Here is a 23558-nt window from a genome sequence, read left to right on the forward strand (position 1 = left end):
AGGGCCACAAGCCATGATCGCCTGCCGGGCCAGCCTCTGAAGAGCCCCGCATCCATTCGGATGCGGGGCTTTTTCGTCTCGGGGCCACGTGTCTTTTTGCCGCTGGCAGCGTCGAAAGGCGGACAATGCACCATCCTGTGCCATTTCTTCGGGAGCGCCATGAGCTTCATCCAGAACAACCTGATCAACCTGTTTGCCGCCTGCTGGTTCGTTGCCTGCTGGGGCGGCTACACCCGCTACGCCAGCTGGAAGGCCCGTGATACCGCCTGCCTGGCCAGCGTCATGCACCTGTACCGCGAGGACTGGATGCGCCGCATGCTGCTGCGCGACAACCGCATCGCCGACGCCAGCGTGATCGGCAACCTGGAGCGCAACGCATCGTTCTTCGCCTCCAGCACCCTGATCATCCTGGCCGGTATCCTCACCGTGCTGGGCGCCTCGGACCGCGCCTGGTCGCTGCTGGCCGACCTGCCGCTGGTACAGCAGACATCCCAGGGCATGTCCGAAATCAAACTGTTATGCCTGGCGATGGTTTTCGTGTACGCCTTCTTCACCTTCAGCTGGTGCATGCGCCAGTACAACTTCGCCGCCGTGCTGGTGGGCTCGGCACCGATGATCGGCGAGCGTCAGGTCAGCGAGCAGGAGCGCAAGGCCTTCGCTCTGCGCGGGGCGCGGGTGATCTCGCTGGCGGCCAACCAGTTCAACTTCGGGCTGCGCTCGTACTATTTCGGCATGGCCTTGCTCAGCTGGTTCATCAGCCCCTGGCTGCTGATGCTGATGAGCACCGGGGTAGTACTGGTGCTGTACCGCCGCGAGTTTCATTCCGACGTGCTCGACGTGATGGTCTATACCCCTACAGAGGCGCCATTGCCTGAGCCGAACAAGGAACCGGTCGCATGAGTATTCCGTTCTGGTGTGTGTTGATCAGCGCACTGCTGATCTATGTGGCGCGGGTGCCGGTGGCGCGTGCGATGAAGCAACAGGGCAGCTACGACAACCACCTGCCGCGCAGCCAGCAGGCGCAACTGACCGGCATGGGCGCCCGGGCGGTGGCGGCGCACCAGAACAGTTTCGAAGCATTCATGTTGTTCGCCGTAGGTGTATTGATGGCGCACACCACCCAGACCCAGGGTTTTCTGATCGATACCCTGGCGATCATCTTCGTGATCGCACGGATCATCTACCTGCCGCTGTATTGGTATGACTTTGCGTGGCAGCGCAGCCTGGTCTGGTCGATCGGGCTGATCTGTTCATTGTTGCTGATGCTCAGCCCGACCTTTCGCCAACTTCTGGCCTGACATGAAAAAACCCGACCTGAGTCGGGTTTTTTCATTAAAGCGCAGTTGCTTACTTGGCAGGTTCTGCCGGGGCGGCTTCTGGTGCTGGCGTCACAGGAGCGGCCTGGTTGTTTTCTTCTGCACGCTTTTGTTCGGCTTCAGCACTGTCTTTGGCGGCTTCGGCGTTTTCTTTGGCGGCGTCGTTCATCTTATCCTGAGCGTCGTCCATTTTCTTCTGGGCTTGCTCGGCATGTTCTTGAGCGTCCTGGGCTTTGTTTTCGCTGGCTTTATCGCAAGCAGCGAGGCCCAGGGCGGCGGCCAGCATAACGGCAAAGGCAATGGGTTTACGCATGGGGTGTTTCTCCTTGTGGAATAGAGTTGCTTGAATTATCTGAGTTCAAGTAAGCGACATAAGTTCCGCGTCGTTTGCACATATATAAGTGCCGGATCCATATAGACTTTCCCTCAGGCTTATGCAGCACCTGAGTTATTGCACAAGGAGCTGACCGTGAATGAACCGTCACCGTTGATGGCCCAGGCCGAACGTTTTCTTTCGGCGCTGCGCCATTGCCAGTTGTTGAAGATGCGCGTAGAGCGCGCCGATGCCGATGGCATCACGCTGTGCCTGCCGTACTCGCCGCAGATCGTGGGCAACCCGCAGAGCGGCGCGATCCATGGCGGTGCAATCACCACGCTGATGGACACTGCGCTGGGCATGGCCACCCTGTGCGCCCTGGCCGAGTTCGAGGTGTGCCCGACCCTGGACCTGCGCATCGACTACATGCACCCGGGGCAGGCCGACAAGGCGGTGTATGGCCAGGCGCAGTGCTACCGGGTCACCCGCGATGTGATCTTCATCCGCGGCTGCGCCTACCAGGACGACCCCGGCGAGCCGATTGCCCAGGTGGTGGGCACCTACATGCGCCTGGGCAAGGACATCAAGGGCGGCCTGGGCTTCGGCCGGCAGCTCAAGGCGGTGGCGCAATGATTCCCGCGGACGTGCATGCACAGCTGCGCCAGGCGCATGCCCAGGGCAACTACGCGCCATTGCTGCAACTGATCCCCTACGCCAGCCTGATCGGCATCCAGTGCAGCCGTGACGGCGACGACCTGCTGTTCTGCCTGCCGGCCAGTGCCGACAATATCGGCAACCCGTTGCTGCCGGCGATCCATGGGGGGGTGATCGCCGGGTTCATGGAACTGTCGGCGGCGCTGTACCTGCTGATTTTCAGCGAAAGCGCGAGCATTCCCAGGATCATCGACTTTTCCATCGATTACCTGCGCGCCGGCCTGTACCGCGATACCTATGCGCGGTGCCAGCTGTGGCGTCAGGGGCGGCGGGTGACCAACGTCGCGATCACCGCCTGGCAGGGCGACCCGGACCAGCCCATCGCCACGGCCCGTGCGCATTTCAAGATCAAAGAACTGCCCGTGCCCTTGAAATAGATATGCCAGCCCCCATCTGCTGTTCATCCCGCCACGAAAGGCCGGACGCTGCCCCGCGGGGGCCGTCGGCCCGAGTGACTACTGCCATCAGATCGGAGTGTTGAAGACCATGAGTGTGGAAACTCAAAAAGAAACCCTGGGCTTCCAGACCGAGGTGAAGCAGCTGCTGCACCTCATGATCCATTCGCTGTACTCGAACAAGGAAATCTTCCTTCGCGAATTGATTTCCAACGCCTCCGACGCCGTCGACAAACTGCGCTTCGAAGCCCTGGCCAAGCCCGAGCTGCTCGAGGGCGGCAGCGACCTGAAGATTCGCGTGAGCTTCGACAAGGCGGCCAATACCGTCACCCTGGAAGACAACGGCATCGGCATGAACCGCGATGACGTGATCACCCACCTGGGCACCATCGCCAAGTCCGGCACTGCCGACTTCATGAAGAACCTCACCGGTGACCAGAAGAAAGACTCGCACCTGATCGGCCAGTTCGGTGTGGGCTTCTACTCGGCGTTCATCGTCGCCGACCAGGTCGATGTCTACAGCCGCCGCGCCGGTACTCCGGCGAGCGAGGGCGTGCACTGGTCGTCCAAGGGCGAGGGCGAGTTCGAAGTCGCCACCGTGGACAAGGCCGAGCGCGGTACGCGCATCGTGCTGCACCTGAAAAAAGGTGAAGACGAATTCGCCGATGGCTGGCGCCTGCGCAACATCATCAAGAAGTACTCCGACCATATCGCCCTGCCGATCGAACTGCCCAAGGAAGCGGCTGCCGCCGAAGGCGAAGAGCAGCCGGCCGTGGAGTGGGAAACCGTCAACCGTGCCAGCGCGCTGTGGACCCGTCCGCGTACCGAGATCAAGGACGAGGAATACCAGGAGTTCTACAAGCACATCGGCCACGATTTCGAAAACCCGCTGGCCTGGAGCCACAACAAGGTCGAAGGCAAGCTGGAGTACACCTCGCTGCTGTACGTGCCGGCCCGTGCGCCGTTCGACCTGTACCAGCGTGAAGCGCCACGCGGCCTGAAGCTGTACGTGCAGCGCGTGTTCGTGATGGACCAGGCCGAATCGTTCCTGCCCTTGTACCTGCGCTTCATCAAGGGTGTGGTCGACTCCAACGACCTGTCGCTGAACGTGTCGCGCGAGATTCTGCAGAAAGACCCGATCATCGATTCGATGAAGTCGGCGCTGACCAAGCGCGTGCTGGACATGCTCGAGAAGCTGGCCAAGAACGAGCCCGAGCAGTACAAGGGCTTCTGGAAGAACTTTGGCCAGGTGCTCAAGGAAGGCCCGGCGGAAGACTTCGCCAACAAGGAGAAGATCGCCGGGCTGCTGCGCTTTGCCTCCACCCATGACGACAGCGGCGAGCAGAGCGTGTCCCTGGCCGACTACCTGGCACGTGCCAAGGAAGGTCAGGACAAGATCTATTTCCTCACCGGCGAGTCCTACGCGCAGGTACGCAACAGCCCGCACCTGGAAGTCTTCCGCAAGAAAGGCATCGAAGTGCTGCTGCTGACCGACCGCATCGACGAGTGGCTGATGAGCTACCTGAGCGAGTTCGACGGCAAGGGCTTCGTCGACGTGGCCCGTGGCGACCTGGACCTGGGCAAGCTGGACTCCGAGGAGGACAAGAAGGCTCAGGAAGAAGTGGCCAAGGACAAGGAAGGCCTGGTCGAGCGTCTGAAAGCTGCGCTGGGCGATACCGTCAGTGAAGTGCGCGTGTCGCACCGCCTGACCGATTCGCCGGCGATCCTGGCCATCGGTGAACAGGACATGGGCCTGCAGATGCGCCAGATCCTCGAAGCCAGCGGGCAGAAGGTGCCGGACTCCAAGCCGATCTTCGAATTCAACCCGGGTCACCCGCTGATCGAGAAGCTGGACAACGAGCAGAGCGAAGACCGTTTCGCCGACTTCTCGCATATCCTCTTCGATCAGGCCGCCCTGGCGGCGGGCGACAGCCTCAAGGATCCGGCGGCGTATGTGCGTCGACTGAACAAGCTGCTGGTCGAACTGTCGGCGTAAGCAGTTGCAGGAAAGCCCGCTTCGGCGGGCTTTTTTCATTGTGCAAGGAGGGGTTCATGAGCAACGTGACGATCGAGTCGCTGGTGTACAAGCTTGACGGCAAGGTGTACGAAAGCCGCCTGGTGTATACCCACGGCGCCAAGGAACAGCCGGGCCTGGTGATGGCGCCGAACTGGATGGGCATCGGCGAGGGCGCCGAGCGCATTGCCAGGGAGGTGGCGGCCCAGGGCTATGTGGTGCTGCTGGCTGACCTGTATGGGCAGACGCTGCGCCCATCCAACATGGATGAAGCGGGGGCGGCGATGATGCCGCTGAAAAATGATCGGGTCGAGCTGCGCAAACGCATGAAGGCGGCGCTGGATCAGTTGCTGGGGCAATCGAAGGCAGTGCTTGCGCCGGGCAAGCTGGCCACCTTCGGCTTCTGCTTCGGCGGTTGCTGCGCACTGGAGCTGGCCCGTGAAGACCAGCGTCTGCGCGCTGCGGTGTCGTTCCATGGTACGCTGGACACGCCGCTGCCGGCCCAGGAGGGCAAGGTGTCGGCAGCGTTGCTGGTGTTGCACGGTGCAGCCGACCCGCTCGTGCCGCGCGAGCAACTGCCTGCCTTCGAGGCCGAGATGGATGCGGCCAAGGCTGACTGGCAGCTGGTGAGCTACGGAGGCGCGGTGCATTCGTTCACCGACCCCGCAGCGAACGTGCCAGGCAAGATGAAGTACGACGCCAGGACGTCCAAGCGCGCGTTCCAGGCGATGCACACCCTGCTGCGGGAAGTGTTCCAGGCCTGATGGCCTCTTCGCTGGCAAGCCCGCTCCTGCCTCTGTAGGAGCCGGCCTTGCCGGCGAATCTCAAGGCAACTCGATTCGCCCGATCTCGCCCGGTACCACCGGCCAATCCCCGGCCGCCCAGCGTGCCCGTGCCTGCTCGATCAGCGCCGGGTCACTGGCGACGAAGTTCCAGTTCATCCGCCGCGGCCCGTCCAGTGCGTCGCCGCCAATGATCACCAGGTGGCATTCGCTGTCGGCGTACAGGCTCATCGCTTCGCCTTCGGGCAGCACCACCAGGCTGCATGGCTCCAGTGGCTGATCGTCAAGGCTCGCCTCACCGTCGAGTACATAAACTGCCCGTTCAGCGTGTTCGGCGGGAATCAGCAGCGTGCTCGCCGCCTGCATGCGCACCTCGGCATATAGGGTCGCTGACAACACCGGCACTGGCGAGGTCAGGCAAAACCCCGTGCCCGCGATCATGCGGATACTCACCCCCAGCGCATCGCTGCTCGGCAAGCTGGCCGCCGGGTGATGGCTGTAGTGCCCCGGCCCCTGTTCGTGATCCTTCGGCGAGGCCAGCCACACCTGCAGCCCGTGCAGGCGCTTGGGCTGACCCAGCAGCTCCGGCGGGGTGCGCTCGATATGCGCCACGGCGCTGCCGGCGGTCATCCAGCTCACCTCGCCGGCACTCACGCGCTGATCCGAGCCCAGGCTGTCCTTGTGCTGCAACTGGCCTTCGAACAGGTAGGTGAGGGTGGACAGGCCGATGTGCGGGTGCTGGCGAATGTCCATGCCACGCCCGGGCGGGTAGTCGGTCGCCAGCATGTGATCGAAGAACACGAACGGCCCGACGCTACGCCGCCGTGCCGAAGGCAGCGGGCGCAGGATGGGTTGGCCTTCGACGGATTCGGCGCGCGGGCGGATTACCAGGGGAGGGTTCATCAGGGGCACCAGGGCGATGGAAATAATTGGAAGCATAACCTGCCCGGTGCCCGGGCTGAACCGTTGTGCCCGGCGGCAGGTCTACCCTGGGTCAATTGCACAAGGGGATTGCGATGTGGGCCAGGACGCTGGGGTGCCTGTTGCTGTCGGTGACGCTGTCGGGCATGGCCCAGGCGCGGGAGTACCGCTACAGCGACGCGCACCTGCATTATGTCGATTTCTTCCAGGAAAGCGCCGGCATGGACGAGTTGCTCAAGGCCATGGATGCGGCGCGTATCGATCAGTCGATGATCTCGGGTGTGGCGGTGGCCAAGAAATGGCATGAAGACGAGCCCAAGCGCCCGCGCTACTACGCCGGCGATGATGCCGCAGCCTACTGGTACAGCGCCACCGACATCTATGTGGCAGCGGCGCTGCAACAGTTGCCCGAGCAGCAGCGCCAGCGCTTTCACCCGTTTCTGACCGGCTTCAACCCGGTGGACAAGAACGCGGCCACCCATATCGAGCGCATGCTCGAGCTGTTTCCCGGCTTGTGGCAGGGCATCGGCGAAGTCTTCACCCGCCACGACGACCTGACGGCGTTGACCAGCGGCGACACGCCACGGGCCAACAACGAAGCGCTGGGCCTCATCTATCAGCTGGCGGCCAGGCACGACATGCCGGTGCTGATCCACTCCAACATCACCTCCAAGCGCGAACGCAACCCACTGTACTTGGAAGAGATCGAGCAGCCCCTGCGCGAGCACCCCGATACCCGTTTCATCTGGGCCCACGCCGGCACCAGCATGGAGATTCACCGCCACCAGACCCAGCTGGACTTTCTGCTGCCGACCCTGACGCGCATGCTCGAGCGTTATTCGAACCTGTACATCGACCTGTCGTGGAGCGTGCTCCAACCCTACCTGCTGGACGACAAGGGCGTGCCACGGCCCGAATGGGTTGCGCTGGTGGAGCGCTTCCCCGAGCGTTTCATGCTCGGTTCCGATGTGGTCGGCCGCTTCGCCAGCCTGGGCGAGCAACTGCACGGGTTCGACCGGTTCCTGGATGCCTTGCCCGAGGCCGTGGCGCACAAGGTGGCCAAGGACAACTTTCTCGCGGTACTGCCCAGGTCACGCTGATGTCATCAGCCTGTCATGCAAGCCCCATAGCCTGCCGCCATCAACCTGATGGAGAGCAGTATGTCGAAGAGTCGTTTGGGCGCCCTGGCCGCGCTGATGCTGGTGAGTGCGGTGGCCGGTGCAGAGGTGCGCGTGCAGGGGCCGGTGGAGTACGGCGTGTTCCAGACCCGCCACCAGGACTTCCAGCCCGGTGAACGGGTATTGACCCAGACCAACCAGACCCTGGAGCACACCGACCGGGTGCCGGCCCGTCTTGGCAGCAAGTTCGGCCTGCGCTATCGCCTTGAAGGCAAGGTGGCCGAAGACACGCCCCTGACGCTGCTGTACCTGACCCCCGGGGTGATCACCCCCGACGGCCAGCGCCATGACAAGTTCGAGGTGGTGCAGAAACTGGTGCCGGGGGCCGCGCAGGATGTCATGGCCTATGAATTTACCGAGCACCACGAAGTGGTACCGGGCCAGTGGCACTTCATGGTGTTCCAGGGGGACCGCCTGCTGGCCGAGCAGCGCTTCATCGTGCAATGAGGCATGCGCCGCCTGCGCTCGCAATGACAAGGCGTTTTGATATCACTTTTTCGTCTTACGCAAAAATCTCAAGGGCCGATACCTTCTAATAAGCACGTCAGCTGCATGACCGATGCAGCGCTTTTGGAGGGAACCGGAAGATGAGCTTGAGACGTTTGAACATTGCGCCGCGGGCAGGTCTGGGGTTTGGTCTGGTAGCGTTGCTGGTGTTTGCATTGGGGGCCTTCTCGCTCCTGCAGATGAGCAGCATGCGCCAGCAGTCCGAACAGGTCGACAGCAACTGGCTACCCAGTGTGATCTCGGTGGGGCAGATCAGCCAGGACATGTTCCGGATACGGGCACTGACCCTGCGCCTGCTGCTCAACAGCGACAACGCCGCGCAGCAGCAGACCCATTCACGCATCGAGCAGATCAAGGGCGAGCTGGGCAAGGAACAGCAACGCTACCAGGCCCTGATTGCATTGCCCGAGGAGCAGGCGCTGTTCGACCGCTACCTCAAGCTCGAGCAGCAGTACCTGAGCTATCAGGCACGGGTAGTGCAGATGGCCCTGCAGGGCCAGACAACGGAGGCGGTGGCGCTGGTCAACGGTGAGATGAACCAGCTGGCCGATCAGCTCACCACCACCCTCAACGAGCTGATCGCCCTCAACAACCATCACGCCAACATGGCCACCGAGCTTGCCGGCACGGTGTATGAGCGTGCCCGCGTGTGGGTGGTCGGCCTGCTGGTGGCCGCACTGGTGCTCACCGTGGTGCTGGCGCTGACCCTGACCCGCAGTATCGTGCGCCCGCTGGCGCAATCGCTGCAGGTGGCCGAGGTGGTCGCCACCGGCGACCTGACCCCGCAGATCAACGTGGAGGGCAGTGACGAGCCGGCGCGCTTGCAGGCGGCCCTCAAGCAGATGCAGCAGAGCCTGCGCGATACCATCGGGCGTATTTCCGATTCGTCCAACCAACTGGCCTCGGCGTCCGAAGAGCTCAGCGCAGTGACCGAGGACGCTACCCGCGGCCTGCACCAGCAGACCCAGGAAATCGAGCAGGCCGCCACCGCCGTGAACCAGATGACCGCCGCGGTGGAAGAGGTGGCGAGCAATGCGGTGGCCACCTCCCAGGCCTCGACCGAGTCCGATCGCATTGCCCGTCAGGGGCGCGAGCAGGTGCGCCTCACGGTAGCGTCGATCGAGGCGCTGGCCGATGGCTTTACCGCCAATGCCGCGGAAGTCGGGCAGTTGGCCGAGCAGGTGCACGGCATCACCAAGGTGCTGGATGTGATCGGTTCGATCGCCGAGCAGACCAACCTGCTGGCCCTGAACGCGGCCATCGAGGCGGCGCGGGCGGGGGACGCCGGGCGCGGTTTTGCAGTGGTGGCCGACGAGGTACGGGCACTGGCCCATCGTACCCAGCAGTCGACACGGGAAATCGAACAGATGATCGGTGGCATCCAGGAGGGTACCGACCGGGCGGTGGAGGGCATGCAGCAGACCAACCAGCGTGCCCAGGGCACCCTGGATGGCGCGCATGCGGCGGGTACGGCGCTGGAAGAGATTGCCACGGCCATCAGCCTGATCAACGAGCGCAACCTGGTGATCGCCAGTGCGTCCGAGCAGCAGGCACAGGTGGCGCGGGAGGTGGACCGCAACCTGACCAACATCCGCGACCTGGCGCTGCAGAGCTCGGCGGGGGCCAACCAGACCAGCGCGGCGAGCCAGGCGTTGTCGCAGCTGGCCATCGAGCTCAATACGCTGGTGGGCAGGTTTTCGGTGTAACGCCTTTGGCCTTGCCGGCGAATTGCTCCGAAAGCCGCAAACAAAAACGCCCCGAACCAGTCGGGGCGTTTCTACAGCAGGGGCGAGCCCTTGCTTACTTGCCAGCCCAGCGCTTGAGCACCAGGGTGGCATTGGTGCCGCCGAAACCGAAGCTGTTGCTCATCACGGTGTCGATCTTGGCATTTTCGCGGGTTTCGCGCAGAACTGGCAGGTCGGCCACTTCCGGGTCCAGCTCGTCGATGTTGGCGGAGCCGGCAATGAAGTTGCCTTCCATCATCAGCATGCAGTAGATCGCCTCGTGAACGCCGGCAGCGCCCAGGGAGTGGCCCGACAGGCTCTTGGTGGAGCTGATGGCCGGGGCCTTGTCGCCGAACACTTCACGCACACCCTTCATTTCGGCAACGTCACCGACCGGGGTCGAGGTGCCGTGGGTGTTCAGGTAGTCGATCGGGGTGTCGACGGTGGACAGCGCCTGCTGCATGCAGCGGATCGCGCCTTCGCCACTTGGGGCAACCATGTCGTAACCGTCGGAGGTCGCGCCGTAGCCAACGATTTCGGCGTAGATCTTCGCGCCACGGGCCAGAGCGTGCTCCAGCTCCTCGACCACTACCATGCCGCCACCGCCGGCGATGACGAAACCGTCACGGTCGGCATCGTAGGCGCGCGAGGCTTTTTCCGGGGTGTCGTTGCGCTTGCTGGACAGTGCGCCCATGGCGTCGAACAGGAACGACTGGCTCCAGTGCTCTTCTTCACCGCCACCGGCGAACACCACGTCCTGCTTGCCCATCTGGATCTGTTCCATCGCGGTACCGATGCAGTGCGCGCTGGTGGCGCACGCCGAGGCGATGGAGTAGTTCAGGCCCTTGATCTTGAACGGGGTGGCCAGGCACGCCGACACGGTGCTGCTCATGGTGCGGGTAACGCGGTATGGGCCGACGCGCTTGACGCCTTTTTCACGCAGGATGTCCAGCGCTTCCATCTGGTTCAGGGTCGAGGCGCCGCCGGAACCGGCGATCAGACCGGTGCGCGGGTTGGACACCTGCTCTTCGCTCAGGCCCGAGTCCTTGATCGCGTCCTGCATCGCCAGGTAGGCGTAGGCGGCAGCGTGACCGACGAAGCGATAGACCTTGCGGTCGATCAGCTCTTCGAGGTTGAGGTCGATGGAACCGGAAACCTGGCTGCGCAGCCCCATTTCCTTGTATTCCGGGTTGAAACGGATGCCCGGACGGCTTTTACGCAGGTTTTCGGAGACGGTCTCTTTGTCATTGCCCAGGCACGATACGATGCCCAGACCTGTGATTACGACGCGGCGCATGCGAATAACCCTTAGAAATTTTCAGTGGAGGTAAATACACCGACCCGAAGGCCTTCGGCGGTGTAGATCTCGCGGCCGTCGACGCTGACCGAGCCATCGGCGATGGCCATGTTCAGCTTGCCTTTCAGGACGCGCTTGATGTGGATGTTATAGGTGACTTTCTTGGCGGTCGGCAGTACCTGACCGAAGAACTTCACTTCGCCCGAACCCAGGGCCCGGCCACGGCCTGGCAGGCCTTGCCAGCCCAGGAAGAATCCGACCAGCTGCCACATGGCATCCAGGCCCAGGCAGCCTGGCATCACCGGGTCGCCTTCGAAATGGCAGGCGAAGAACCACAGGTCTGGACTGATATCCAGCTCGGCGACCAACTCACCTTTGCCGTACTTGCCACCCTCTTGGCTGATGTGCGTGATGCGATCCACCATCAGCATGTTAGGGGCGGGCAGTTGCGCGTTACCTGGGCCGAACAGCTCACCGCGACTGCAGCGCAGCAGGTCTTCCCGGGTAAAGGCGTTTTGTTTGGTCATGCGAGCTCCTCAATAGTCACCGTGCGGCACGGGGTAGATCTTCCCGACCGACCCAAAAGCCTCAGGCTTGGGGCGGCAGCCTACACATAGACTATTGCGTTGTAGTGAAAGTCACAGCACAGGGGACGAAGATGTACACTTGTGCACTGAAATTTTTATGACAAGCCCGGCAAGGGCCCGGTTCAGTCTGTAAGACTGCCGCACTTTAGCATTTATCGCCAGTCACAGATGCCTGTGCGGGCAGCCAGCGTTGCAGAATCTGCTGCAGATCAATGCGTTTGAACGGCTTGGTCAGGTAGTCGTTCATGCCGGCGGCCAGGCAGCGTTCGCGATCGCCCTGCAGCGCGTTGGCAGTCAGGGCGATGATCGGCATGGCTGCGGCATGGGGGATCTGGCGGATGCGCCGGGTGGCCTCGTAGCCGTCGATGACCGGCAGGCGGCAATCCATCAGCGTGGCGGCAAAGCGCTGGCGGCTGGCCAGCGCCACCGCCTGGGCGCCATCGGCGGCCACGCACACCTCGAACCCCAGGCTGCGCAGCATGGCCTGGGTCACGGCCTGGTTCACCGGGTTGTCCTCCACCAGCAGGATGCGCCGGCCCTGGCCAGGGTCACTGTTGTCGGCCCTGGGCGCAGGCAGCGTGGGGTTCTGCTGCATGCATAGCGCCAGCGGCATTTCCAGGGTAAAGGTCGAGCCCCTGCCTTCACGGCTTTCGGCACGCAGCGTGCCGCCCATGCGCTCGGTCAGGGTGCGGGCGATAGACAGCCCCAGGCCGGTACCGCCGTAACGTCGTGAAATAGAACTGTCGGCCTGCTGGAAGGCCACGAACATGGTTTCCAGGCGCTCGCTGTCGATACCGATGCCGGTATCGCGCACCGCACAGGTGAACCAGATCAGTTGTCGGTCCAGTACCTGCCAGCGCGGTTCGATCTGCACGCTGCCGTGTTCGGTGAACTTCAGCGCATTGCCGATCAGGTTCACCAGCACCTGGCGGATGCGGGTCGGGTCGCCGGCCACGCGCAACTGTTCCATGCCCGGCGGCAGTGGCGCCAGCAGCAGCAATCCGCGCTGCTGGGCGACATGCTGGAACGACTGCGTGCAACTGCCCAGCAGCTCGGCCAGGTTGAACTCGATGTGCTCCAGCTCCAGCGTCGTGCGCTCGATCCGCGAGAAGTCGAGGATGTCGTTGATCACCTTGAGCAGATGGCCGGTGGACTCGCTGGCCACGGCCGCGTACTCGCTCTGTTCTTCGCTCAGCGCGGTGGTCTGCAGCAGTTGCAGCATGCCCAGCACCCCGTTCATGGGGGTGCGCAGCTCGTGGCTCATCATCGCCAGGAAGTCCGACTTGGCCTTGTTCGCCTGTTCCGCTTCCTCGCGGGCCTGGATCAGCTGGGCGATGGCCTGTTGCTGCTCGTGGCTGGCCTGTGCCAGGCCGCTGGCCAGGTTGTTGATGTGGCGGGCCAGGTGGCCCAGCTCGCTGTCGTCGACCACCGGCAGCGGCGCATTGAAGTCGCCTTTCTGGATGGCCTTGACCGCGTGCCCCATGTCGCTGATCGGACGCGACAGGCTGCGCGCCAGGCGCCGTGCGAGGATGAAGGTGAACAGCAGGGCGAACAGGGCCAGGATCGCGGCCTTGATCACGATTTCCTGCTGGCGCTGGTTGAAGGCGTCATCGGACATGCCCACGATCACCCGGCCCAGGTAATCGTCCTTGCGGGTCGAGGCCGAGCCGCCGTTGTGCAGGAAATCGCTGTCCAGAAAGATCCGCTGCAGGCGGATAGGCGCCTGGAACACCTCGACCTGCTGGGGGCGGTTCTCGTGCTCGTCGGCCTGCTCGACATACACCAGGATGTGGTTTTCGCTGTCCTGCACTTCGAGAAAGCGCACGTGCGGAATGGTCAGGGTGGCGCGCATCAGGCTCTCGAGCACTTCGTCATTGCCCGAAATGACCCCGTACTCCGAGGCCGGTGCCAGCTGGTTGGCGATCAGCTGGCCGGTATGGTTGAGCTCCTGGCGCAAGTCCTGGATGCGTACGAAGGTGAAGAAGCTGATCAGCAGCAACGTCAGCAGCAGGGCCGGCCCCAGGCTGATGATCTGGGTGCGGGTACTGATATCCCAGGTCAGTTTTTTCATCGGTGCTTCTCTCCTGCGGCCACGGCCTGCTGTGCGGCCACCGGGTCTATCGCCTCGATGCCCAGGGCTCGGGCCACCTGCTGGTTGCCGGCCACGCGAAATCGCTCGGGGTACAACGTCCGCGGCCAGGCCGCCGGCGGCTGGTCGAGCAGGCGGTCGAGCACCGCCAGCCAGTCATGCTGGTCGCTCAGGGTACTGGCCAGCCCGCCGGCGCGCACGAACCCGGCATTCGGACCGATCAGCGGGACCTGGCGTGCATAGCTGCTCAGCAGCAGGTGCTTGGCCGTGGTGGCGTTGTACAGCAGTGGGTCGTCCAGGCCCAGTAGCACATCGCTGTTTTTGAGCACGGCCTGCAGCGGCCGATTGTCACGCGGGTCGGGCCAGGCCTGGGCGATGATCTCAAGGCGCAGCGCCTTGGCCGCCTGGCGCAGCTCGTCGAGCAGGAACCGGCTGTTCTCGGTATATAGCACACCAATGCGCCTGGCCTGGGGCAGCAGGTAGTGGGCCAGGCGCAACTGGCGCGCGGGCGGCGGGTCGCTCCACAGCAGGCTCAGGTAGGACGGGCGTCGGTCGCCCAGGTGCCGGCTGGCCTGTACCCGGCTGACCCGCAAGGCCAGCGTCGGCGGGCCTTCGGCCTGTTTCAGGCGCCAGTCCAGTGCGGCCAGGTCGAGCAGAATCAGGCGCGTGCCCGGCTTGAGCCTGTGCCCAGCAGGCAGTTCTGACACGGCGGTGAAGCGCACGTGATCGGTGGGGCGCTGCGCGCGCAGGGCGGTGACGAAGTCGCGCACGCCTGCATTGCCCTGGGCGGCGGTAACCAGAATGTCTGCGGCCGCCAGTGCGCTCAGCGGCCACGCCAGCATCAGCACCAGGCAAGCGTGCAGCAGGCGCATCAGAATTCCAGCTCCGCGCTCAGGTACAGCACCTGCCGGCTGTCGTAGCGGTTCTGCCAGTTGCTGGTGGGCTCGTCATCCAGGCGTTGCTGAAGCATCCCGGCCAGCTCCAGGCTGGCGTTGCGGATGGGGATGCGCCTGGCCACGCGCAGGTCGACACGCTCGAAGCGGTACTGGTTGAGGGCGTCGTCGCCGTAGTAGAACACTGCGCTCGACCAGCCTCGGCCCCAGTCGCGCAGCCAGCCGGCCGAGCCGCTGTTGCGTGCGCTGAGGTGGCGGTCATCGGGGTTGCTGGCCCAGGCATCCACATAGGCGTAGGTCAGGCGCAGGCGGTCGGCACTGCGCAGTTGCCAGTCCAGTTGCGCCTCGCTGCCGGTGAAACGCGCCTTGTTGGCGTTGCTGGCGATGGGCCGGTTGTTGCGCAGCGGTTCGCTGACCATTCCGGTGAGCTGGTCATGGAACAGCTTGATGTCCAGGCTCAGGCCGATTTCGCTGAAAAAGCCGTTGTAGCCCAGCTCCTGCGAGCGCATGCGTTCCTGGTCGAGGTCGCCCGGGCCGCGGGTGGTGACGAAGTACTCGGCGTGGCGCTGGCCGAAAGCGGCCGGGCGCAGGTTGTCGACGCGGTAGCTCCAGTTGACGTTGTTCTCGAACATGTCCGGCGAGCGTACCGCTTCCGAGTACACCGCACGCAGGCCGTGGCGCGGGGTGATCAGGTAGTTCACGGCCAGGCGTGGGGCCAGCGAGCTGCCCGCCAGCCGGGTGTCCTCGAACATCGCGCCGCCCTGCACGATCCAGTGTTCGTCGGCGCGCCACTCGAGCTGGCCGAACAGGCGCCAGGTGGTGTCGTCGAGGCTGCCATCGTAGTAGGTCTGCGAGTCGGCCCGGTCGTAGCGGTAGGCGACGCCGCTGACCAGGCGCAGGCTGTTGCTCAGGCTCAGGGTGTCCTGCAGCTCCAGGTCCAGGCGGCTTTCGCGGGTACTCTGGTCGATGTCGCCGCACACCGGGTTGGCACCGCCGTTGTGCCACTGCTGGCGGACCTCGCGGGCCAGCGCCTGCTCCTGGTCGCTGCCGGGAGGAATCGGCGCGTCGATGTTGCGGGCCAGGCGTTCGGTATAGCCCGGGTTGAGCCGCCACAGCTGCGCCAGTTGCGGGCTGAAGGCGATGGCCGCATCGCACGCGCGCCACACCTGCTGGCGATCCCAGTGCAACGCCGAACCCTGCAGGTACAGACTGTGCCACGGGTCCAGGTCGATGTTCCAGCGTACCGAGGCGGCGTAGTCCTTGGCATTCACGTCGGCGTTCGCCCCTGCGCCGCTAACGCCGGGGAACACCGGGGTGTAGGCATAGGGGCGCTGCTCGCTGCCTTCCTTGGCGGAAAACTGCCAGTCCAGGCTCTGCTCGGCGTTCAGCGCATGGCTGGCGCTCAGGCTCAGGCGGGTCAGGCGGCGGCCATCGCGGTAGTGCTGGCCCTGCGCGTTGTGGTCAAAGCCGTCGTCCTGCTGGCCCGACAGCGACAGGCGCAGGTCGCCGCCTTCCCAGCCCAGGCCCTGGCTGGCGTACCAGTCGTCGATGCCGCGCTGGCCGCGGATCACCTTGAGCCGCGTGCCATGGCTGTCGGCCGGGCTGCGGGTGAGGATGTTGACCACCGCCATCAGTGCATTGGCGCCATAGCTGACGGTGTTGGGCCCGCGGAACACCTCGATGCGCTCGATATCCTCCAGTGCCAGCGGGATATCGCCCCAGTCCACCGTCGCCAGCCCCGCGCGGTACACCGAACGGCCATCGACCAGCACCTGCATGCGCCGCGCATCGTTGACGCTGCTGCCGTGGTAGTTGGCCGCCGGCTGGTTGCCCGCGCCGTAGCCGACCATCATGCCGGGCACCAGGCGCAGCAGTTCGGGTACGTTGCGCGCGCCGCTGGCGCGGATCAGCTCACTGTCGAGCACGCTCATGCTGCCGGGCACCGCCGCCGGCGACTGCCTGAGGCGGGTGGCGGTCAGGATCTGCGGCAGCGCCTGGCTGTCGACGAACAGGTCGTCCGCCACCGCCGGACCGCCCAGCAGGGCAGTCAGCAGAACCAGCGGGCGCGAGGGGGGAGGGCCAAGATGCACGGCGCGGCCTTGATGGCGGGTATCGAGCGGGCATGTTAACCGAGTAGCCGGCTTTTTCCAGCGATCAAACCCGCATTGCTGCGGTCCAATCGCACATCTGGCGCTGGCCGTGGCCTTAACGCTCCGTATAATGCGGGGGTCGCCACTTTATTGGTTTTAACGGATTGGATATGACTGAACAGCAGCCTGTTGCAGTTCTTGGAGGCGGGAGCTTTGGTACCGCCGTGGCGAACCTGCTGGCCGAGAATGGTGTCGAGGTACGGCAGTGGATGCGCGACCCCGAGCAAGCCGAGGCCATGCGCAACAACCGCGAAAACCCGCGCTACCTCAAGGGCGTGAAGATCCACCCGGGCGTCGAGCCGGTCAACGACCTGCTGGCCACCCTGCAGGCCTGCGAGCTGATCTTCGTCGCCTTGCCGTCCAGCGCCCTGCGCAGCGTGCTGGCGCCCCATGCCGAGCTGCTGAGCAACAAGCTGCTGGTGAGCCTGACCAAGGGCATCGAGGCGCACACCTTCAAGCTGATGAGCCAGATTCTCGAAGAGATCGCCCCACAGGCGCGCATCGGCGTGCTCTCCGGGCCCAACCTGGCCCGCGAGGTGGCCGAGCACGCGCTGACCGCCACCGTGGTCGCCAGCGAGGACGAGCAGCTGTGCCAGCGGGTCCAGGCCGTGCTGCACGGGCGTACCTTCCGTGTCTATGCCAGCAACGACCGCTTTGGCGTCGAGCTGGGCGGCGCCCTGAAGAACGTCTATGCCATCATCGCCGGCATGGCGGTGGCGCTGGGCATGGGCGAGAACACCAAGAGCATGCTGATCACCCGCGCGCTGGCCGAGATGACCCGCTTCGCCGTCAGCCAGGGCGCCAACCCGATGACGTTCCTGGGCCTGGCCGGTGTCGGCGACCTGATCGTCACCTGCTCTTCGCCCAAGAGCCGCAACTACCAGGTCGGCCATGCCCTGGGCCAGGGGCTGAGCCTGGACGAGGCGGTCAACCGCCTGGGCGAGGTGGCCGAAGGGGTCAACACCCTCAAGGTGCTCAAGGCCAAGGCCGAGCAAGTGCAGGTGTACATGCCGCTGGTAGCCGGCCTGCATGCCATCCTGTTCGAAGGCCGGACCCTGAGCCAGGTGATCGAGCTGCTGATGCGCGGCGAGCCGAAAACCGACGTCGACTTCATTTCCACCAGCGGTTTCAACTGAATTACAGGAGCAGGGCATGAACGAGTCCCCAAAACAGGCGCAGCGCGAATCGATCATCTTGCGTGTGCTGTGGATGCTGGTGTTCCTACTGGTATGGCAACTGGCCGAGCTGCTGCTGGGTGGCCTGGTGGTGGTGCAACTGGTGTACCGGCTGATCTACGGCGCACCCAGTGCCAGCCTGATGAACTTCGGCGACAGCCTGAGCCAGTTTCTGGCCCAGATCGGTCGCTTCGGCAGTTTCCACACCGACCAGAAGCCCTGGCCGTTCGCCGACTGGCCCACCCCGCGCGCGCCGGAAGGCGAAGCCGCCCACAGCGTGCCGCCTGCGCCACACCCGGCGCGTGACGAAGAGCCCAAGCTGTGAGGCTGTGGGTACTGCGCCACGGTGAAGCCGAGCCCCGCGCCAACAGCGACGCCGAACGCCGGCTGACCGCCCACGGTCGCGAGCAGGTGCTGCGCAGTGCCGCCCAGTTGCTCGGCTGCGCGCCGCAGGTGATCCTGGCCAGCCCCTATGTACGCGCGCAGCAGACCGCTGCGCTGGTCCACGAGGCGCTGGGTTTGGACAAGCCGGTGCAGACCGTGCCCTGGCTCACCCCCGAAAGCGACCCGCAGCAGGTCATCGCCGAGCTGGACAGGCTGGGGGTGGAGCAGGTGCTGCTGGTCAGCCATCAACCGCTGGTGGGCACGCTGGTGTGCCTGCTCGAGCATGGCCACCGCAAGGACCCCGCACCCATGGGCACCGCCAGCCTGGCCGAACTCGACGGCGACCACCCCCTGGCCGGGCTGATGACACTGCGCAGTCTCACTCCCCCCTGATCGCCAACCACGACAAGGAATGCTGCATGAGCCTCTGGAAAACCCAACCCGATATCGACCAGCTCAACGCCCGCCAGAAAGGCACCATCGGCGAAGTGCTGGATATTCGCTTCGAAGGCTTCACCGACGACTCCCTGAGCGCCAGCATGGTCGTCGACCAGCGCACCCACCAGCCGTTCGGCCTGCTGCACGGCGGCGCCTCGGTGGTGCTGGCCGAGAGCGTCGGCTCCATGGCCAGCTACCTGTGCATCGACACCACGCGCTTCTATTGCGTGGGCCTGGAGATCAACGCCAACCACCTGCGCGGTGTGCGCAGCGGGCGCGTCACGGCCACTGCCCGGCCCGTGCACATTGGCCGAAGCACCCATGTGTGGGACATCCGCCTGAGCACCGAAGACGGCAAGCTCAACTGCATCTCGCGCCTGACCATCGCCGTCATCGCGCTGGGCGACAACCCACCGGCGACCTGATATTTCTACCAGTTGTTGCCCATGCCCTGCCTTGCTAGCGTGCCCCCAGGACCCATCGGGGGCGCGAACAGGAGTTTGGCGATGAACACACCGGATCCGGAAATGGCAGGCTCGGCCTACTTCTACGACATCGTGCGCCAGGTCGAGCGTGCCCAGGCGCTGGATTTTGCCGAGTACAACGTGCTCAAGGACAGTGCCGAGGCCAAGCTCGACGAGTTGATGCGACGCCTGGAGGGGCTGCGTGAGCTCAGGCAATTGCGCGAGACGGGCCGCCTGATGGGGCATCAGTTGCAGGCCACTTGCCTGGCACTGCGCCGGGCCGAACTGAGCCGCGAGCACAAGCGCAAGGCACGTGATGCGCTCGAGTACCAGTTGCTGTACCTGCAGGCCTGCCTGCGCCGTTCGATCGCCAGCTTCGACGCGAATTGACCTGATCGTCGTGCTCCCTGGCCTGTACGGATGTTGCCGGGTGTTGCCGCGGCGGGGAAAATGGCCCGATTCCCCTTCGCGGACAGGCGACCATGACGCAGCAGATCTTCTTCGCCCATGCCAACGGCTTCCCCTCGGCCACCTACGGCAAGCTGTTCGCTGCGCTGGCCCCCGATTATCACGTCACCCACCTGCCGCAGCACGCGCACGACCCGCGCTTTCCGGTCAACGACAACTGGCAGAACCTGGTCGATGAACTGATCCATCACCTAGAGCAGCAGCCCGAGCCGGTGTGGGGGGTAGGGCACTCGCTGGGCGGGGTGCTGCACCTGCACGCGGCGATGCGCTGCCCGCAGTACTACCGTGGGGTGGTGATGCTCGATTCGCCGGTGCTGACCCGAGCCGACGAGTGGCTGATCCAGCTGGCCAAGCGCTTTGGCTTCATTGACCGCATCACCCCGGCCGGCCGCACCCTGGGACGCCGCGAGGCGTTCGCCGACCGCGAGAGCGCCCGGGCCTACTTCACCGGCAAGGCGCTGTTTCGACAGTTCGACCCCGACTGCTTCGAGGCTTATCTGGAACATGGCCTGCAGGACGAGGGCGAGCAGTTGCGCCTGCGCTTCGACCCGGCCACCGAGATCAGCATCTATCGCAGCCTGCCCCACGTAAGCCCCGGCCCGGCCCGCCAGCTGACGCTGCCGCTGGCGATGGTGCGTGGCAGCCAGAGCCGCGTGGTACGCCGCCACCACGCGTATGCCGTGCGCAGCATGCCCAGGGGCGAGTTCCACAGCCTGCCGGGTGGGCACATGTTTCCGCTGGAGCGCCCGCATGACACCGCGAGCCTGATCAAGGGCCTGTTCGATCGCTGGCAGGAAGCGGTGCAATGAGTGGCGTGGAGGAAGTGCGCCTGAACCTGGGGCACATCGAACTGGCGGCTCACCTGTTCGGCCCGCAGCAGGGCATCCCGGTTATCGCCCTGCATGGCTGGCTCGACAACGCCAACACCTTCGCGCGCCTGGCGCCCCGGCTGCATGGGCTGCGCATCGTGGCGCTGGACCTGGCCGGGCATGGCTATTCAGACCATCGGCCGGTGGGCGCCGGCTACGCGCTGTGGGACTACGCCCACGACGTGCTGCGGGTAGCCGAGCAACTGGGCTGGCAACGGTTTGCCCTGCTCGGGCACTCGCTGGGGGCGATCATCTCGGTGATCCTGGCCGGTGCCTTGCCCGAGCGGGTCACCCGCCTGGCGCTGATCGACGGGGTGATCCCGCCCGGCGCCGGCCCCCAGGACACGGCCGAGCGCATGGGCATGGCCTTGCAGGCGCAGTTGCGCCAGGGCGGCAAGGGCAAGACCGTCTACCCGACCCTGGAGCTGGCGGTGCAGGCGCGCATGCAGGGCATGGTCGCGGTCACCCGCGAGGCCGCCGAGCTGCTGGCCCAGCGCGGCCTGATGCCGGTGCCGGGTGGCTACACCTGGCGCAGCGACAGCCGCCTGACCCTGCCGTCGCCGCTGCGCATGAGCGAAGAACAGGCGCTGACCTTCGTGCGCCGCATCGCCTGTCCGACCCAACTGGTGGTGGCCGCCGACGGCATGCTGGCGCGCAACACCCCCCTGCTCGAGCAGCTACCCTTCAAGCTGGAACAGCTGCCGGGCGGGCACCACCTGCACCTGAACGACGAGTCGGGCGCCAGCCTTGTTGCAGACTGTTTCAATCGCTTCTTTGCCATTTCTTGACTTGCGGCGGGCAACTGTCGAGGCTTGGCGGGTTGAACAGGGAGACAACCATGACCAAGCGCGACACCGTTGCACCTTTTTTCGCCATCGAGGCCCTTAGCGCCATGGCCCGCCAATGAGTATTTCGCGTCTGATTCGAACAGGCCTTGCCGGCCTGGCCGTGCTTGCCAGCACGCCATTGATGGCCGATCAACTGCCGATTCCGGTGGATGCCAAGGTAGTGGGCCAGACCAGTGCGCAGGAACTGGAGCAGGAACAGGAGCGGGTGTACCCCCTCGGTTCGCTGCGCAAGATCAGCAATGTGGTACGCATGGAGGGCAAGGTCGAGGGCCGCGGCAAGGTCAGCTATGCCACCTACCAGCTGCCGGCCGAGCGCAGTGCCAACGAAGCCTTTACCGCCGCTCGCGAAGCCTTGCAGACCGCAGGTGGCTATCCGCTGTTCTGGTGCCAGGGGCAGGACTGCGGTGAAAGCAGCCTGTGGTCGGCGCAGCTGGCCGGGCGATTCAACCTGACCGGTGCCGACAATCAGCAGGCGTTCATTCTGTTGCGCCGCTCCGGCGCCTCCAGCGACACCCTGGTTGCGCTGTACAGCATCACCAAGGGCAATCGGCGCGCGTACCTGCATGTCGAGGAGTTTGTGGCCAACGCACCGCTGGGCGAGGTGTTGCCCACGCCGGCCACCGTGCAGCGCGAACTGCTGAGCACCGGCAAGCTCGACTATGCCGACCTCAAGGGCGAACCGCAGCCGGCCTGGGTCAACCTGCTGTCGCGCAGCCTCAACCTGAACAGTACCTTGCGTGTGACCCTGACCGGCGCCCAGGCCGAGGCCTGGCGCGAGCAACTGGTCAAGGCCGGGGTGCGCGCAGCACGGCTTGAAGTGGGTACGCAGCCGGCTGCCGGGCTGCATGTCGAACTGATCCGCTGACCGGGGCCGCTATGCTCAACAACGATCGCCTGCTGGTGCAGATCATCCTTATCGGCCTGCTGGGGGCCGGTCTGTGGGTCATGGCCCCGTTCATTTCCGCGCTGCTGTGGGGGGCGATCCTGGCCTATGCCAGCTGGCCGCTGATGCGCCTGCTCACGCGCGTGCTCGGCGGGCGCGAAACCCTCGCGGCGAGCGTACTGACGGGCGTATGGATGCTGCTGGTGGCATTGCCGCTGGTGTGGCTGGGCTTCAACCTGGCCGACCATATTCGTGATGCCACCGCGTTCGTGCGCGACGTGCAGGTCGACGGCCTGCCCGATGCGCCTGCCTGGCTGGGCGGCATACCCTTCGTGGGGGAGCGCCTGGTCGGCTTCTGGGACACCCTCGACCAGCAGGGCGCGGCCATGCTGGCGGCGATCAAGCCACACCTGGGGCAGGTGGGCAACTGGTTGCTGGCCCGCAGTGCGCAGATCGGCGGCGGGATTCTCGAACTGACCCTGAGCCTGGTGTTCGTGTTCTTCTTCTACCGTGACGGGCCGCGGCTGTCGGCCTTCGTGCTGCGCCTGCTGAACCGCCTGATCGGCGAGCGCGCCGAATACTACCTGGACCTGGTGGCTGGCACCGTGCAACGGGTGGTCAACGGCGTGATCGGCACCGCAGCGGCGCAAGCCCTGCTGGCGCTGATCGGCTTCCTCATCGCCGGGGTGCCGGGCGCGCTGGTGCTGGGCCTGGTGACCTTCCTGCTCAGCCTGATCCCCATGGGGCCGCCGCTGGCCTGGGTGCCGGCCACCGCATGGCTGGCGTGGCAGGGCCAGTACGGCATGGCGGTGTTCCTGGGGATCTGGGGCACGTTCATCATCAGTGGCGTGGACAACGTGCTCAAGCCCTACCTGATCAGCCGGGGCGGCAACCTGCCGCTGGTGATCGTGCTGCTGGGGGTGTTTGGCGGGTTGCTGGCGTTCGGCTTCATCGGCCTGTTCATCGGCCCCACGCTGCTGGCAGTGGCCTACAGCCTGCTGCTGGACTGGACCCGCAGCGAGCCGCAGCACCCGCCGCGGGCCTGATCGCACCGGCCTGGCTGGCCGGGCCGCCCTTGCCAGGCGCCGGCCCTGCCGGCCAACGGGGCGTCCCAGCCATGCCGATTCGCTCTCTTTACGCATTCTT

At 65.0% G+C, this 23558-nt stretch carries 25 protein-coding genes; 18 read left to right on the forward strand and 7 right to left on the reverse strand.

Features of this window, described 5'->3' with window-relative positions; all coding sequences use genetic code 11:
* Positions 1-159 precede the first annotated feature (159 nt).
* Entirely contained in the window at positions 160-900 is a 741-nt protein-coding gene (locus QMX96_RS08615; protein WP_043863132.1) for a DUF599 family protein, read from the forward strand.
* Positions 897-1298, forward strand: coding sequence for an MAPEG family protein (locus tag QMX96_RS08620; RefSeq protein WP_054915670.1), 402 nt, complete (start codon positions 897-899; stop codon positions 1296-1298). The genes QMX96_RS08615 and QMX96_RS08620 overlap by 4 nt, the downstream gene beginning before the upstream one ends.
* A 49-nt stretch (positions 1299-1347) precedes the next feature.
* On the opposite strand, the gene QMX96_RS08625 is transcribed toward QMX96_RS08620, so the two are convergent.
* Positions 1348-1629, reverse strand: a complete 282-nt coding sequence (locus QMX96_RS08625; RefSeq protein WP_043863130.1) for a hypothetical protein — start codon at positions 1627-1629, stop codon at positions 1348-1350.
* Between the two features lie 177 nt (positions 1630-1806).
* Between QMX96_RS08625 and QMX96_RS08630 the strand changes: the two genes are divergently transcribed.
* From QMX96_RS08630 to QMX96_RS08645, 4 genes are all read left to right on the forward strand, one after another.
* Positions 1807-2265 (forward strand): PaaI family thioesterase, encoded by a 459-nt coding sequence (locus tag QMX96_RS08630; RefSeq protein WP_078480455.1) that lies wholly within the window; start codon positions 1807-1809, stop codon positions 2263-2265.
* On the forward strand, positions 2262-2723 hold the full coding sequence (locus QMX96_RS08635) for a PaaI family thioesterase (RefSeq protein WP_043863128.1): 462 nt from the start codon (positions 2262-2264) through the stop codon (positions 2721-2723). The genes QMX96_RS08630 and QMX96_RS08635 overlap by 4 nt, the downstream gene beginning before the upstream one ends.
* Positions 2724-2832: 109 nt before the next feature.
* Complete coding sequence (gene htpG, locus QMX96_RS08640; RefSeq protein WP_043863127.1) at positions 2833-4737, forward strand: molecular chaperone HtpG; 1905 nt, start codon at positions 2833-2835, stop codon at positions 4735-4737.
* 56 nt (positions 4738-4793) lie between these two features.
* On the forward strand, positions 4794-5519 hold the full coding sequence (locus QMX96_RS08645; RefSeq protein WP_043863126.1) for a dienelactone hydrolase family protein: 726 nt from the start codon (positions 4794-4796) through the stop codon (positions 5517-5519).
* A gap of 60 nt (positions 5520-5579) precedes the next feature.
* On the opposite strand, the gene QMX96_RS08650 is transcribed toward QMX96_RS08645, so the two are convergent.
* A complete protein-coding gene (locus QMX96_RS08650) occupies positions 5580-6440 on the reverse strand; it encodes a pirin family protein (protein ID WP_054915674.1) in 861 nt (286 codons plus the stop codon).
* A gap of 113 nt (positions 6441-6553) precedes the next feature.
* Here QMX96_RS08650 and QMX96_RS08655 point away from each other — a divergent pair, with 113 nt between their 5' ends.
* From QMX96_RS08655 to QMX96_RS08665, 3 genes are all read left to right on the forward strand, one after another.
* Positions 6554-7558 carry an amidohydrolase family protein gene (locus tag QMX96_RS08655; RefSeq protein WP_043863124.1) on the forward strand — a complete coding sequence of 335 codons (1005 nt, stop codon included), beginning with the start codon at positions 6554-6556 and terminating at the stop codon, positions 7556-7558.
* Positions 7559-7618: 60 nt separating this feature from the next.
* Positions 7619-8083: a DUF3859 domain-containing protein gene (locus tag QMX96_RS08660; RefSeq protein WP_253087366.1), complete on the forward strand. Its 465-nt coding sequence runs from the start codon at positions 7619-7621 to the stop codon at positions 8081-8083.
* 140 nt (positions 8084-8223) lie between these two features.
* Entirely contained in the window at positions 8224-9849 is a 1626-nt protein-coding gene (locus QMX96_RS08665; RefSeq protein WP_282361631.1) for a methyl-accepting chemotaxis protein, read from the forward strand.
* Positions 9850-9943: 94 nt separating this feature from the next.
* Here QMX96_RS08665 and fabB read toward each other — a convergent pair whose 3' ends face one another.
* From fabB to QMX96_RS08690, 5 genes are all read right to left on the reverse strand, one after another.
* Positions 9944-11164, reverse strand: coding sequence for a beta-ketoacyl-ACP synthase I (gene fabB / locus QMX96_RS08670; RefSeq protein WP_054915677.1), 1221 nt, complete (start codon positions 11162-11164; stop codon positions 9944-9946).
* Between the two features lie 11 nt (positions 11165-11175).
* Positions 11176-11691, reverse strand: a complete 516-nt coding sequence (gene fabA, locus QMX96_RS08675) for a 3-hydroxyacyl-[acyl-carrier-protein] dehydratase FabA (protein ID WP_043863120.1) — start codon at positions 11689-11691, stop codon at positions 11176-11178.
* A 205-nt stretch (positions 11692-11896) separates the two neighbouring features.
* On the reverse strand, positions 11897-13822 hold the full coding sequence (locus QMX96_RS08680) for an ATP-binding protein (RefSeq protein ID WP_116053358.1): 1926 nt from the start codon (positions 13820-13822) through the stop codon (positions 11897-11899).
* Entirely contained in the window at positions 13819-14712 is an 894-nt protein-coding gene (locus tag QMX96_RS08685; protein WP_043863118.1) for an ABC transporter substrate binding protein, read from the reverse strand. The genes QMX96_RS08680 and QMX96_RS08685 overlap by 4 nt, the downstream gene beginning before the upstream one ends.
* The gene (locus QMX96_RS08690; protein ID WP_282361633.1) at positions 14712-16823 is read right to left on the reverse strand and encodes a TonB-dependent receptor; all 2112 of its coding nucleotides are present in this window, start codon (positions 16821-16823) and stop codon (positions 14712-14714) included. Before QMX96_RS08690 ends, QMX96_RS08685 begins: the two co-directional genes overlap by 1 nt.
* A gap of 170 nt (positions 16824-16993) precedes the next feature.
* Between QMX96_RS08690 and QMX96_RS08695 the strand changes: the two genes are divergently transcribed.
* From QMX96_RS08695 to QMX96_RS08735, 9 genes are all read left to right on the forward strand, one after another.
* The gene (locus tag QMX96_RS08695) at positions 16994-18019 is read left to right on the forward strand and encodes an NAD(P)H-dependent glycerol-3-phosphate dehydrogenase (RefSeq protein ID WP_043863116.1); all 1026 of its coding nucleotides are present in this window, start codon (positions 16994-16996) and stop codon (positions 18017-18019) included.
* 16 nt (positions 18020-18035) lie between these two features.
* Positions 18036-18383, forward strand: coding sequence for a DUF4389 domain-containing protein (locus tag QMX96_RS08700; protein ID WP_043863115.1), 348 nt, complete (start codon positions 18036-18038; stop codon positions 18381-18383).
* On the forward strand, positions 18380-18835 hold the full coding sequence (gene sixA, locus QMX96_RS08705; protein ID WP_213607256.1) for a phosphohistidine phosphatase SixA: 456 nt from the start codon (positions 18380-18382) through the stop codon (positions 18833-18835). Before QMX96_RS08700 ends, sixA begins: the two co-directional genes overlap by 4 nt.
* Positions 18836-18861: 26 nt before the next feature.
* Complete coding sequence (locus QMX96_RS08710) at positions 18862-19305, forward strand: hotdog fold thioesterase (RefSeq protein ID WP_043863113.1); 444 nt, start codon at positions 18862-18864, stop codon at positions 19303-19305.
* A gap of 81 nt (positions 19306-19386) precedes the next feature.
* On the forward strand, positions 19387-19734 hold the full coding sequence (locus QMX96_RS08715) for a hypothetical protein (protein ID WP_043863112.1): 348 nt from the start codon (positions 19387-19389) through the stop codon (positions 19732-19734).
* Between the two features lie 92 nt (positions 19735-19826).
* Entirely contained in the window at positions 19827-20621 is a 795-nt protein-coding gene (locus QMX96_RS08720; protein ID WP_054915681.1) for an alpha/beta hydrolase, read from the forward strand.
* Positions 20618-21469: an alpha/beta hydrolase gene (locus tag QMX96_RS08725; protein WP_100634702.1), complete on the forward strand. Its 852-nt coding sequence runs from the start codon at positions 20618-20620 to the stop codon at positions 21467-21469. Before QMX96_RS08720 ends, QMX96_RS08725 begins: the two co-directional genes overlap by 4 nt.
* Positions 21470-21584: 115 nt before the next feature.
* Entirely contained in the window at positions 21585-22394 is an 810-nt protein-coding gene (locus QMX96_RS08730; RefSeq protein WP_043863109.1) for a DUF4892 domain-containing protein, read from the forward strand.
* Positions 22395-22405: 11 nt separating this feature from the next.
* Positions 22406-23458 carry an AI-2E family transporter gene (locus QMX96_RS08735; protein WP_043863108.1) on the forward strand — a complete coding sequence of 351 codons (1053 nt, stop codon included), beginning with the start codon at positions 22406-22408 and terminating at the stop codon, positions 23456-23458.
* Positions 23459-23558: the final 100 nt, after the last annotated feature.

Origin of the sequence: Pseudomonas sp. PS01300, from assembly GCF_029960155.1 — a bacterium.
GTDB classification, from domain to species: domain Bacteria; phylum Pseudomonadota; class Gammaproteobacteria; order Pseudomonadales; family Pseudomonadaceae; genus Aquipseudomonas; species Aquipseudomonas palmensis.